General features: G+C 48.3%; 12 protein-coding genes. 1 reads left to right on the top strand and 11 read right to left on the bottom strand.

Features of this window, described 5'->3' with window-relative positions:
- From lpdA to JF818_RS14965, 11 genes are all read right to left on the bottom strand, one after another.
- Positions 1-1,344: dihydrolipoyl dehydrogenase (lpdA, locus tag JF818_RS14915; RefSeq protein ID WP_198892791.1), on the bottom strand; the 1,344-nt coding region annotated here is incomplete at its 3' end.
- A 9-nt stretch (positions 1,345-1,353) separates the two neighbouring features.
- A complete protein-coding gene (locus JF818_RS14920; protein WP_198892793.1) occupies positions 1,354-2,688 on the bottom strand; it encodes a dihydrolipoamide acetyltransferase family protein in 1,335 nt (444 codons plus the stop codon).
- 12 nt (positions 2,689-2,700) lie between these two features.
- Positions 2,701-3,456: a DeoR/GlpR family DNA-binding transcription regulator gene (locus tag JF818_RS14925; protein ID WP_198892795.1), complete on the bottom strand. Its 756-nt coding sequence runs from the start codon at positions 3,454-3,456 to the stop codon at positions 2,701-2,703.
- 91 nt (positions 3,457-3,547) lie between these two features.
- Complete coding sequence (gene rhaM / locus JF818_RS14930) at positions 3,548-3,862, bottom strand: L-rhamnose mutarotase (RefSeq protein ID WP_198892797.1); 315 nt, start codon at positions 3,860-3,862, stop codon at positions 3,548-3,550.
- 10 nt (positions 3,863-3,872) lie between these two features.
- Positions 3,873-4,916, bottom strand: a complete 1,044-nt coding sequence (locus tag JF818_RS14935; protein ID WP_198892799.1) for an ABC transporter permease — start codon at positions 4,914-4,916, stop codon at positions 3,873-3,875.
- A gap of 2 nt (positions 4,917-4,918) precedes the next feature.
- The gene (locus JF818_RS14940; RefSeq protein WP_198892801.1) at positions 4,919-5,920 is read right to left on the bottom strand and encodes an ABC transporter permease; all 1,002 of its coding nucleotides are present in this window, start codon (positions 5,918-5,920) and stop codon (positions 4,919-4,921) included.
- Complete coding sequence (locus JF818_RS14945; protein WP_198892802.1) at positions 5,913-7,430, bottom strand: sugar ABC transporter ATP-binding protein; 1,518 nt, start codon at positions 7,428-7,430, stop codon at positions 5,913-5,915. Before JF818_RS14945 ends, JF818_RS14940 begins: the two co-directional genes overlap by 8 nt.
- Before the next feature lie 71 nt (positions 7,431-7,501).
- A complete protein-coding gene (gene rhaS / locus JF818_RS14950; RefSeq protein WP_198892803.1) occupies positions 7,502-8,515 on the bottom strand; it encodes a rhamnose ABC transporter substrate-binding protein in 1,014 nt (337 codons plus the stop codon).
- Positions 8,516-8,781: 266 nt separating this feature from the next.
- Positions 8,782-9,735: a bile acid:sodium symporter family protein gene (locus JF818_RS14955; protein WP_198892804.1), complete on the bottom strand. Its 954-nt coding sequence runs from the start codon at positions 9,733-9,735 to the stop codon at positions 8,782-8,784.
- A gap of 5 nt (positions 9,736-9,740) precedes the next feature.
- Complete coding sequence (locus JF818_RS14960) at positions 9,741-10,820, bottom strand: class II aldolase/adducin family protein (protein ID WP_198892805.1); 1,080 nt, start codon at positions 10,818-10,820, stop codon at positions 9,741-9,743.
- Positions 10,817-12,067 carry an L-rhamnose isomerase gene (locus tag JF818_RS14965; RefSeq protein ID WP_198892806.1) on the bottom strand — a complete coding sequence of 417 codons (1,251 nt, stop codon included), beginning with the start codon at positions 12,065-12,067 and terminating at the stop codon, positions 10,817-10,819. The genes JF818_RS14960 and JF818_RS14965 overlap by 4 nt, the downstream gene beginning before the upstream one ends.
- 96 nt (positions 12,068-12,163) lie before the next feature.
- On the opposite strand from JF818_RS14965, the gene JF818_RS14970 reads away from it, so the two are divergent.
- Positions 12,164-12,554 (top strand): AraC family ligand binding domain-containing protein (locus JF818_RS14970; protein ID WP_198892807.1); only part of this gene is annotated, 391 nt, incomplete at its 3' end.

Raw genomic sequence — 12,554 nt, forward strand, 5'->3', positions numbered from 1 at the left:
ATGGTCGAGTGCAAAGCAAGCATCCTTGATAAGCTCGGATACACTCGGGTGTGGAAATACTATCTCTTTGACGTCCTGGACTCTTAGCTCTGCTTCAATAAGAGCAGAAGCGCCCCAGATCATCTCGCTGCTGTAGGGTCCCAGCAGATGAACTCCAAGAATGGCACCACTTTCCTGGTGACAGATCACTTTCACCAATCCTGATGCACGCTTGCCTTGCTCAGCGAGGAAACGACCGTTTGCGCGCATTTGCACGGTTTGGCTCTTCACAGGAATGCCTTTTTCCTTGGCTTCCTTTTCTGTGATGCCACAACCAGCTGCCTCGGGATTTGCGTAAACAGCCCAGGGAATTGCGTTGTAGCGCATGCGCATCTCTTTTGAACCGAAGATATTGGAGATGGCAACCTCTGCCATGCGGGATGCACTATGGGCAAGAAGGGAGCGACCATTCACATCTCCAATAGCCCAGATATTGGCAACATTGGTCTGCAGACGGTCATTTACCACCACCCCTTGTCGGTCGATATCTACTCCAAGCTTCTCCAGCCCCTGGGTGTTCGGCCTACGCCCAACACTCATCAGGACCAGTGCTGCTTCAGTAGACTGTTTATCTCCCTTGGCATCAGTATAGAACACCGCTTCCTTGGTGATCTCCTCTACCTTGCAACCAAGGCGGAAGTCCACTTCCTTGAGCTCACGTCTCATCAGCTTGGCGAACTCGCCATCCATCATGGGGAGAATCTCATCCATCATCTCTATGACGGTGACCTTGGTCCCAATCATGGAGAAAAACGAGGCAAATTCGATCCCGATAACCCCACCACCGATAACAACCAGGGATTTGGGTACTTCCTCGAGATCCAGAATCTCATTGCTGGTGAGCACATGTTCCAATTTTGCTCCAGGGATAGGTGGAACAAAAGCAGAGGAACCGGTGGCGACCATCAGGTAGGAACCTTCATAGACAGCGTCTCCCACTTTCACATGATGTGGGTCGATGAATTCAGCTTCACCAAAAACTGTTTCCACCTTGTTCGATTTCATCAGGAACTCGATACCACCTCTCAGCGTCCTCACCGTATCATTCTTCCAGTTCATTGCACTAGGAAGGTTGAATGTCACCGAGGCAGCCTCAACTCCATGTTTTGCACCATCAAGTGCATGATGATAGAGTTTGGCACTGTTCAGAAGACTCTTGGTGGGGATACACCCCCAGTTTGTACAGACTCCTCCAAGGTGCCCTCTCTCTATGAGCAGGACCTTCTTGCCAAGTGCCCCTGCTCTTTCTGCGGCAACATATCCGCCAGGACCGCTGCCAACTACAATTAAATCATAGGTACTCATGTATCCTCCCTACAGTGCCAACAAGAGATCAATGGAGGCAATGTTGTCCATCAAGGCCTTCAGGAAGCGTGCAGCATCTGCACCATCGACTGCCTGGTGGTCCATTGTCAGTGAGAGTCCAATCTTTTCAATAAAAACGATATCCCCATCCTCATCCTCTACCGGCGTCAGGGTAATGCCGCCAACCCCTAGGATTGCAACCTCAGGCACGTTGAGTACCGGGGTGAATGCATCAATACCAAAGGCTCCTACATTACTTACCGTGAAGGTTGAACCACTGAGTTCGTCAGGCTGGGCTGTTCCTTCCTTGCACTTATCAATCAGGGCCTTGGTCTCTTCAGAGAGCTGACGGAGGCTGAGCATGTCACTGTTTCGCACCACAGGGACCAGAAGGCCCTTCGGTGTGTCGGTAGCGACACCAAGATGCACATGGCTAAAGCGCAACATCTTATCCCCGAGGAAGTGTGCATTGAATGCAGGGAACTCCAGCAAGGTTCTACTGACTGCAAAGAGGATCAAATCATTGATTGTAACCTTGTTCAAACCGAGCTCACTCTTAGCACTCTTGAATCCTGCTCTCAGACGTTTCAGGGCACGTGCATCAGCCTGGGCATGAAGGGTAAGCTGGCATGTGGAGTGAATTGACTCCATCATTCTCCTTGCAGTTACCTTTCTCACTCCCTTCACAGGTATCTCCTGAATCTCTTCAGAGACTTCTCCCATTCGTGATGGAGTAGCAATCGCAGGTTTCACCTGTAGGTCGGAAGAGAGGACTCTACCTCCAATGCCACTACCACGTCCTGGAGCCTGGACTCCCTGTTCAAGAGCCTGCTGTCTTGCAACCGGACTGAGAGGCTCTCCAGCCACTGAAGCTACATCACGTTCAATGATGCGGCCTTTAGGACCGGTGGGCTGTACAGAGGAGAGTGATACTCCCATGGAGGAAGCCAGATTGCGTGCCCTGGGGCTGGATCCCTGAGCCTTGTCTGCCGTTGAGGGAGGAGTAGCTTTTTCAGGTTGTGTGTCCTCAGCTGGTGCTGCTTCCTGTTTCTCTTCCTTTGGTTCTTCTTTATTGGTTTCTGGCTTGGGAAGCTCGACTTTCTCGCCTTCCTCCCCGACCATGACAATGGGGACCATTACGGGAACATCATCCCCTTCCTCATACAGTATGGCCAGTACTACACCTTCAGCGGTCGATTCAACGTCAATGGTTGACTTATCGGTCTCTGCTGAGCATAGGACATCCCCTACAGCAACCTTGTCACCTACTTTGACATTCCATTCCACAATAATGCAGGATTCCACTGAGTTTCCCTGTTTGGGCATCACAACTTGTTGTGCCATGTGTTCACTCCTCTACTTTGCAATAAGGACCTCAACGCCCTGCTCCTCGAGCTGGGTGATCAGGTCTGCAGGAAAACCACTGTCTGTGACAATGGTATCTATCTCTGTTACCGGCATAATCCGCACAAACCCACGATTCCCCACCTTTGAGGAATCAACGCACAATACCCGCCGTGTTGCTTGTGCGCACATACGTTGTACCACCTGTGCATTTTCGATCAGGCTGGTAGTAAGTCCATGTTCCATGGTAAATCCATCTGTACCGAAGAAGGTGGTGGATACATGGTAGTTCTCTATCTGGGAAATGGCAGCAGGCCCGACAAGGGCCTCAGCTTCGCTTCGGTATTCACCGCCAACCAATGTAACCTGGAGCTGGGTATTTGCCCGTGCGTAGGGCAGAATAAGTGTTGAGTTGGTTACCACCCGTACATTCCTCTTCCCGAATATGTGTCTGGGAATCAGGGAACAGGTGGATCCATTGGTAATCATGATAAAGTCATTATCCTTTACCATGGTTGCAGCAAGTTTTGCAATCAGATCTTTTTTTGGAGTATTGGTATCATCACGAAAGGCTGCTTGGGGAGCGGATGCAACCACGACCCGGCCGTGGCTTCGTATAACAAGACCTTTTGAATCCAGGTCCCGTAAATCTCCCCTGATGGTAACCGCAGAAACTCCCAGCTCTTCGCTGAGCCTGGATACAGGATACTCTTCACCACTTTTCAGAAGCTGGAGTATGTGTTTTTCCCGAGGGGAAAGCCCTATCATATGATACACTCCTACTTTCTTATCACTTTCGTTACGCTTTCGATTCTATTATAGTATCGCTAACTTTTCAAGTGTTTTCGAAAGGGATTCGTCAATCCATATGAAAGACTTCCTCCAAGGGAAGCGATATCGGTGAGTTGTCTTCATTCGTGTCCATAATATCAGCCATATAGGCCCACCACTTCTGGACAATGGGGTTTGAGCCAAGATCCTGACTCCCCGACTCTCCCTCTGATTTCTGAAAAGCAAAGAGCAATCCACTATCCCGGTCAAGGAAAATGGTGTAATCAGAAACTCCACTTTCCTTGAGCAGAGCCTTCAACTCCGGCCAGATCTCATCATGACGTTTCTTGTACTCTTCCTCATATCCTTTCTTCAACTGCATGACGAATGCCTGTCTCATCATATGTGATCTCCTAATTTCTACTCATTTGCTGGAGCCGTAGCTTCCTGTTTGCCTTGTACATATCAAGCAATCGAGGAAGCAGGACCGCAGTAATTAAAAGCAATCCAATGACAATGGTCATCAGGGTTCCACTGAACTTCAACAAGCCCATACCAAACTTAAGGTACCCAACCAGCATGGAGCCGATGAAAACACCATACACACTTCCCTTACCTCCGGTGATGGCAACACCACCAAGAACTACCAAGGTGATAATCTCCAAATCCCATCCGGTTGCAATGTTTGAGCGGACAGAGAGAATGCGGCTTGCAAGCAGTATGGACGTGAGACCACAGAAAAATCCGGTAACGGTGAAGTTGATAATCCTCATGGTCTTTACCTTGATACCAGAGAAACGAGCCGCTTCAGCACTGTTTCCGATGGCGTACAACCTTCTTCCATACGTTGTCTTATGCAAGATGAAAGCAAAGAGCAATACAAGCACCAGGTAGAGGACGAACTCAAAGGGGATAATGGTACCAGGTATGAATTGCTGCCCAAAGAATCCAAAATTTTCTGGGAATTCAGTGCGTGCCTGGTCTCCCAGCAAACCAATTGCGATCCCCCTGAAAACAGACTGTGTAGCAAGGGTAACGGCGATTGCTGGCATCTCGAGGGCAGTGATCATTACCCCATTGAACAGTCCGGCAAGTGTCCCAACTAGAAGAGCTAGGAATATCAAAGAAGGAATGGAAGCCCCACTTTGAGCAGCATTGCCAACCACATAAGCACAAAGGGCAATAATGGAAGCAATTGAAATATCAATGTCTCCACACATGATGATAAAGATCATGGGAAGGGCCATGATTGCCTTCTCACTGAATTGGAAGGTTGCATTCATCAAATTGAACCAATCCAAAAAATAGGGAGTCCTGATCGTGAAGAACACGAACACCACTACTATGATAATGGAGAGCAAGACTTCCCACTGGGTGAAATATTCTATCAACCGGTTCTTGAGCGACATTTCATCGATAAGCCGGGATTTTGCTACTAAATCTCTCTTTTCAGCCATACCTAGCCTCTCCTCTGTGCAAGCAGCTTCTTCGTCTTTCGTTGGTCACTCATGGTGTTGAGCGTCAATGCGATAAGAATGATCAAGCCTTGGACGAACGTTTGCCAGAAAACTGACAGGTAGATAACCGGCAACGCATTGGTGACCACACCAAGGAAGAGCGTCCCCAGGACCACTCCGATGATGCCGCCGGAGCCACCTGCAAAGTTGACCCCACCAAGCACACAGGCTGCTACTGCCTGCATCTCGAACCCAGTTGCCATCTCATTCACCGCAGAAGCATAGCGAGCGGTCCAAAGAGCTCCTGCAAGGCCACAGAGCGTTCCACTGATAAGGAATACCACTACCCTTACCCTGCTCTCATTCACTCCTACAAACTTTGCTGCTGTCGGGTTTCCCCCGATCGCATAAACTTCCCGTCCTGTACGGGTATACCTGCTGAAATAGTAGAAGACTGCAATAACTAATAAGGCAATCCAGAGCAGGTTAGAAATTCCGAGAAAACTATTACGAGGGAAATCTATGTAGGATTTACTCATCTCATGGGCTGTAACCCACGTACCTCCACTGAGGAGAAAGGTAAGCCCGCGATAGATATTCACCGTACCCAAGGTGGTGATGATCGGGGGGATTTTCCCGTAGGCAACCAACACACCATTGAAGAGTCCCATCACCATTCCAATGCCCATTCCTGCAAGCAAGAGGAGCAAGGGACTGACTGTAGGATTTGCCTCATTGATCATACCGGTAGCCATACCGGTGAAGGCGATAATGGAACCAACCGAGAGGTCAATTCCGTTCGAGAGGATAACATAGAATTCACCTATGGCGACAATGGAAAGAATAGCCATGTCGTTGAGGATGGTGGAAATATTCTTCGCAGAAAGAAACTGCGGGGAGCGGATTGAAATCGGCACTAGGAGCACCACCAACAACAAGGTAAGGGTTGCCTCCCTACGGGCCAGTGCTTTCTTTACAAAGGAGGAGAAGGATAGGTCAGGCATTGGAGGCCTCCATCTGTACAGTTGCGATTGCATACCGCATTACTGACTCTGCTGTCGCTTCTTCTGCATCAAGAATGGCTGTCTGGTACCCTTCATGCATCACGACGATCCGGTCTGACATTCCCAAGATTTCAGGAAGCTCACTACTAATCAAGATAACGGCAACACCCTTGTCTGCCATTTCACAGACGAATTCGTGTACTGCTGCCTTCGTTGCCACATCAATACCCTTGGTAGGTTCATCTAGGATGAGAATCTTCGGATTTGTCCCAATCCACTTGGCAAGTACGACCTTCTGCTGGTTACCCCCACTGAGCGTCTCAGCATCGACGTGGTATCCTGCAGATTTTATCTCCATCTGATCACCATGTTCCTGGACATAATTAGATTCGGTCTTTTTCCTGGTCACCAGACCTTTCCAGCAAAGATTGGTCAATACCGGTAGGCTGATATTATGGGTCAAACTCATTTTCAATACCAAACCCTGCTTCTGGCGATCTTCAGGCACCAAGGCAATCCCTTTTCGCATGCTGTCAATGGCACCTTTGGGCATAAAGGGTTTCCCGAGTAAATGCATCGTCCCCTCACTGGCCTTGTCAATTCCAAAGATAGTTCTCACTACCTCGCTGCGACCAGCTCCGACAAGCCCGAAGAGACCAAGAATCTCCCCTTCATGCAAATCAAAGGAGATGTCCTTGAAGGCACCAAGCTGACTGAGATGCTTAACCTCAAGCACCTTCTTACCAATCTTTGGTTCATGGTGGGGGTACATCTGGTTTATTGAGCGCCCGATCATCATGTTAATGATCGTATCTTCGTTGCTCTCAGCTACCTTCCCTTCCCCGATATATTGTCCGTCACGGAAAACCGTGTAGTAATCGCAAATTTCAAAAATCTCTTCAAACTTATGGGAGATGAAGAGAATTGCCTTGCCCTCTTCCTTTAAGGAGCGGACTATCCTGAATAGATCATCGACCTCTCGGCCGGTAAGTGCACTGGTTGGCTCATCCATGATGACCAGATCTGCATCAAGGCTGAGTGCCTTGACAATTTCCACCATGTGGCGCTGTGCAACACTGAGATTCTTGACCAGGGAGTCTGGATTGATATCGAGTTGCATCCTCTGGAGCAATCCCTGGGTATTCTCTTGCATGGTTTTCCAGTCGAGTTTTTTTGTTTTCGGATTCCTGAGGTGGTGTCCCATATAAATATTCTCTGTGACACTGAGCTCAGGAAACATGGATGCTTCCTGATGGATGGCTACAATCCCTGCCTGTTGGGCGTCGATTGCATTCTTGAAGGAGATTCCTTTCCCCTCAAAGGCCATTGTTCCACTGGTAGGGATATAGACTCCGGTGAGAATCTTCACCAAGGTGGACTTTCCTGCTCCGTTCTCTCCAATGAGGGCATGCACTTCACCCCTTCGTAGGGAGAGATGTACATCATCCAAGGCTCTGATACCGGGAAACACCTTTGTTACGTGTTGTACTTCCAACAATGCCTGTTGCATTGTTCCTCCTTATGCAAGCAGATGCAAAGGCTCCCACTTCCGAAGGGAAGCAGGAGCCAGGTGTGATTCGATTAATAGATCTCTGCGAACTTCTCGATGTTGTCCTTGTTGAATACATACGGAGTACTCATGAAGGCAATTCCGTTCTCTTCAACCTTGATGGAGCCCATGCGACCGGCAGGAATCTCTTCACCAGTTGCTCCGTCGATGGTACCATCAATAAGACCATCAAGGATGTAGGTGGAACTGTATCCAAGGTCAATTGGATTCCACAAAGCCATCTGGCGGCAGGTGCCGTCAAGAATGTAGCCCTTCATCTCTGAAGGAAGGCCAAGACCGGTTACTTCAACAACGCCACTCTTTCCAGCGTCCTTGACAGCCTGTGCGGTTGCAAGCAGACCTACAGTGGTCGGGCAGATAATAGCCTTCAGGTTAGGATATTTCTGCATCAAGGAGACTGCTTCACGATAGCTCTTATCAGGAGCATCATCACCATAGACAACTTCAACAAGCTTCATTTTGGAATAGTCAGCTTCCTTGATCTCTTCCTTCATCCACTCAATCCAGAGGTTCTGGTTGGTAGCCTGAGCTGAAGCGGAAAGGACAGCAACATCACCCTTGTAGTCAGTCAGTTCAGCAGCAAGCTGTACCTGCTGGCGTCCAATGAGCTCAGGATTACTGGGCAGGAGGTCAACAATACGTCCACCGGCATTGATACCAGAGTCATAACTGATAACCTTGATACCGGCTGCCATGGCTTTCTTGGCTACAGGAATCAATGCATCTGCATCGTTTGCGCTGATGGCAATACCATCAACTCTCTGTGCGATCAAGGTCTCGATGATCTCAATCTGGCCTTCTGCAGTTGCCTGGGGAGGTGCCATATAGGTCGTCTTGATCCCACCGAGCTCAGCAGCAGCTTCTTCACTGCCTTTGAATACTGCATCAAAGAACCCATTTCCCATACTCTTTCCGAGAATGACAATCTCTTTTTCACCCGCTGGGGCTGCTTCTTTGGTTCCCTGGGCAAACATTGCACCAAGGACCATGGTCATGATGAGAACAAACAACAACGTTTTCTTCATAACAAAACACTCCTTTTGAGAAATCTTCTCCGGGAAAACCCGGAACCTATCTGTACCTGGCAGAACACCAGGGCAAACAGCAAAACTACTGTCACAACTTCCTTTACTCTTAGTGTGACACCGATTTCAAAATCTGCAATAACTGAATAGTCATTTTTTAGCACGATTTTGTCATGAAACAGATATGGAACCTGATTTCTTATACATTGAAAGTTAAAAGACAAAGCAAAGAAAGTGATTTACGTGAATATCTCTATAAGTATAGATTAAGAAGGAGAACCATTTCTCTTGTTTCCAAACAGCACTCCCCCCAGCAACCCTACGAATGTCTGTTGGAAAAGAATTCCCAGAATGACAGGAAGGGCTGCAAGTGGGGGAAAATAGGTGGTGGCAAGCACCAAAGCTGCACTGATATTCCTCATCCCTCCGGTAAAGGTCATACTGACAAGGCTGGGACGATCCACCTTAAGGACATACCTCGCGAGTACATAGACAACCAGGAACCCCAAGGCAATGACGAGTAGATTCATCAGAATAAGTGGAACATAAATCCAGGAAAAGGAGAGAGAACCAGAGAGCGCTCCTACATGAATTACCACCACTACAATAAGTAAGAGCTTGGTAACCGGGCTGAGATAGAGCACGGCTTCCTTTGCAACCTTGGGCATGGTTTGGGTAACCAACATCCCCACAAGGGATGGTAGGACGATCATCACCAGCAAGCTGGTCATGATCCCTCCTTGGTCGATTTCCACTGTCGTATTGGAAAGCAGCCTGATCGTCAGGGGTGTCAGGATAGGAGAGAGCAAGGCATCAAGAATGATGAGCGAGAGCGCAAGAGCAGCATCGCCATCATAAATTGTCGACCATATGAATGCAGTGACCGCGATTGGAATCGAAGAGAGCAACACAAAGCCGGTGACAATATCGGGTTGTGTGGGAAATACTATACGGCCAAGCAGAGCCACCAAAACCGGCAGCACTATATGCGCACTGAACAGCACAAGCAACACAGAGGTCATTCTGCGGGCAATCTGGGCAAACTGACGATAGCTTACCCCCAATGCTCCTACAAAGGTAATGAATGCAAAAAAATAGGTTCCAAGAAAACGGAAGGAATCCAAACGATGACCAAGCAGCAAGCCAAGTACCACACCAATTGGTGTGACGAACGGCATCACCGCATTAAAACGTTTGTTTATATCCTGCAGTGATGCCATCTTACCTACTTTGATGCAACCGAAGACCGATATTTCTCCACTTCCCAGTTTCTGATGAAATCAATCATTGCATCATCCATGAAACGGGGTCCTCCAAAACTCTCGGTATACACCGCAATCGATACGGTATCCACAAAGAGCGGCATCGGTTTCTCGCCCAGGGAGAATACCCCAAGGTTTTGTATGCAGACAATCTTTGGGTTAACCCCGTGTTCGGCCTCATACTGTTTGAAAGCAGAAACTACGTCCTGCCCCTCTTCAACCCACAGTGGCTTGAAACCGGCGTAAACAATATGGTCAGGGGTAAAGGAAGAAGCGACTGGCTGGAAATGTTTCTCATCCTGCAGGTAGTGTGCAAACTCCTTGTTCCAAGAGAAAAGAATTGGCTCTGTTGTAAGAGTTCCAAGCTCCTTCTTGACTGATTCAACACGATATGAGTCTGCTTCCAAGGGTGAAAAATCAGGCTTTCTTACCAACTGGGAGGAAATCTTCCCCATCAAGGAGTTGTAGAGGTTTTCAATCTCCTCCAAACTCTGCCCTCCGGCAAAAATGCCATGGTTCTGTAGGAAAATCAGGGAACTGACCTTCCCTGTTTCCTGCTTCTGCTTGGCCATCCTGGAGCGGACAATATCTGCAAGGATGAATCCAGGCTTCACCAATTCAATCCAGAGCGCTTCAGGGAAAAGCCTGGCAACAGCCTTCTCTCCTTCCTGTGCACAGGTAAGACCATTCACCATGGCAGGGTGAAGGTGGATGACATACGGGAATGGAAGTAATGCATGGAGCAAAGCCTCAACAGAAGGACGGGCTGTCTCGCCTTCGAGGCGGCAATCCATCATATCCTTGAGAACTTCATCCTCTCTCTCCTCGTCATCATTGCTGTACTGCTTTCCCCAAATTTTCTCAAGCTTCCTCAGATCCATCTTGACAAAACCCGATTCATCAATGGTTCCCAAGGCATGGCCACTAGCCTTCACATAGAGGATATTCCCCTCTTTATAGGAGGTGTTTCCACCTCCCAATAATACATAAGAAGGGTCAGAGCCATACCGCTTGGAGTGGGCAATCAGGGATGCAAAACTCATGAACGTTCCCCCAATACTTCCCTCTCATAGGAACTTACCAACTCAATGAGTTCACTCTCCAGTGGAGTGTTTGTTCTTCTGCAGTACTCATCCCAGATGGCACCGAAGGGAAGAACACTCTGCTGTTCAAGCAGCGCCATGGTTGCATAGCCATTTCCTGACTCTTCATACTCAATAAGTTGATCAATCGGCTCAAGCATTGCAAAGAGCAAGGCTTTACGCATTGCCCTGATACCAGTAACCCAGGCGCCAATACGGTTGATTGATGCATCGAAGAAATCCAGGCCGATGTGGGAGGACTCCAGTTTTCCGCTTCTCACCAACTCCTCTGCAACCATCTTGATCTTGTCATTGAACAGAACCACATGATCACTGTCCCAATGCATGGGGCGACTCACGTGCAAGAGAATCTCATCATCAAAGAGAAGGATGGCGGAAAGTTTATCCGAGATATCTTCCTCTGTGTGGAAGTGTCCCATGTCAATACAGAGCATCTTGTTGTTCCGTGCTGCATAGTTCATATAGAACTCATGCGAGCCAACCACAAAAGCTTCGCTTCCGATTCCAAATAGCTTGGTCTCCAGAGCATCACGCATAAATTCGCTGGGATATTCTGTCTCAAAGATCTCATCAAGGCTCTCCTTGAGAATGGCACGGTACCCAAACTTGTCAACAGTGAGGTTCTTTGCACCATCAGGAACCCAGGTGTCGAGGATACAGGGACTCCCCTGTTGCTCACCAATCCAGGCAGCAATCTTCCTACAGCGTTTTGCGTGCTCAATCCAGAACCTACGGATTCTCTCATCCTTGCTTGCCAAGGTATAGCCATCATCAGCCATTGGATGACTGAAGAACGTTCCATTGAAGTCCAGAGGGATACCCATCTTCTTGCCCCAATCAAGCCAACCTTGATAATACTTCTCCTCAATCTGGTCACGGTCAACAAAGGTTGAACCGAACTCCCCATAGCTGGCATGCAGGTTCAGCCTATGACTTCCACCAACCAGAGAGAAGACCTGCTCAAGATCCTGACGCAACTGCTCGACTGTCTTTGCCTTGCCGGGATAGTTTCCTGTGGTTTGTATTCCTCCACCAGCCAGTTCGGCATCAGGACGCTCAAAACCTCCAACATCATCACCCTGCCAACAGTGGACAGAGATGGGAACGTCAGACAATTGATCAAGGACAGAGTCGGTATCGACACCATAGTGTGCATATATTTTCTTGGCTTCCTCATAGTAAGACATGATAGCCCTCCTCGTACAAAAGTATTCATTTATTAGTTTGCCACCATTTGCATTTTTTACCTTGACAGAATAGTCAAATTCTAGCACGATTTTATCATGTCTAGTTTTACATTGCACGAAACCATGTTCTTCAAGGAAAACAGCCTTCCTGTAAAAGTGCTGCTACGTGACCCTGAGATTCCTTTCTCATTGCATGGTCATGATTTCTATGAAATTGTCGTAGTCGTATCAGGAAAAGGCATCCACCTCTTGGAACAGGACAAGCGACAGTTGCAGGAAGGCATGGTGTTCTGTATTCGCCCTGGAACCATTCACGGATATGCAGATATAGAGAATCTGGTCCTCTACAACCTGCTTATTGGAAAGAAGGCCTTTTCAGTGCTCTACCCCGAGGTCAAGGATGTGGCTGGGTTTCCTGAGACATTCATGCAAGAAGATGGGAACGTCCCACTGGTTCGGCTCAACTCACACCAACACGCTGAAATTG

Origin of the sequence: Sphaerochaeta sp. S2, from assembly GCF_016406725.1 — a bacterium.
In the GTDB taxonomy this organism is placed as follows: Bacteria; Spirochaetota; Spirochaetia; order Sphaerochaetales; family Sphaerochaetaceae; genus Sphaerochaeta.

What these genes read in the sequence shown, in the direction of transcription:
- JF818_RS14920 (WP_198892793.1), bottom strand. Translation starts at nt 2,688, where the DNA reads ATGGCACAACAAGTTGTGATGCCCAAACAGGGAAACTCAGTGGAATCC.
- JF818_RS14925 (WP_198892795.1), bottom strand. Translation starts at nt 3,456, where the DNA reads ATGATAGGGCTTTCCCCTCGGGAAAAACACATACTCCAGCTTCTGAAA.
- rhaM (WP_198892797.1), bottom strand. Translation starts at nt 3,862, where the DNA reads ATGATGAGACAGGCATTCGTCATGCAGTTGAAGAAAGGATATGAGGAA.
- JF818_RS14935 (WP_198892799.1), bottom strand. Translation starts at nt 4,916, where the DNA reads ATGGCTGAAAAGAGAGATTTAGTAGCAAAATCCCGGCTTATCGATGAA.
- JF818_RS14940 (WP_198892801.1), bottom strand. Translation starts at nt 5,920, where the DNA reads ATGCCTGACCTATCCTTCTCCTCCTTTGTAAAGAAAGCACTGGCCCGT.
- JF818_RS14945 (WP_198892802.1), bottom strand. Translation starts at nt 7,430, where the DNA reads ATGCAACAGGCATTGTTGGAAGTACAACACGTAACAAAGGTGTTTCCC.
- rhaS (WP_198892803.1), bottom strand. Translation starts at nt 8,515, where the DNA reads ATGAAGAAAACGTTGTTGTTTGTTCTCATCATGACCATGGTCCTTGGT.
- JF818_RS14955 (WP_198892804.1), bottom strand. Translation starts at nt 9,735, where the DNA reads ATGGCATCACTGCAGGATATAAACAAACGTTTTAATGCGGTGATGCCG.
- JF818_RS14960 (WP_198892805.1), bottom strand. Translation starts at nt 10,820, where the DNA reads ATGAGTTTTGCATCCCTGATTGCCCACTCCAAGCGGTATGGCTCTGAC.
- JF818_RS14965 (WP_198892806.1), bottom strand. Translation starts at nt 12,067, where the DNA reads ATGTCTTACTATGAGGAAGCCAAGAAAATATATGCACACTATGGTGTC.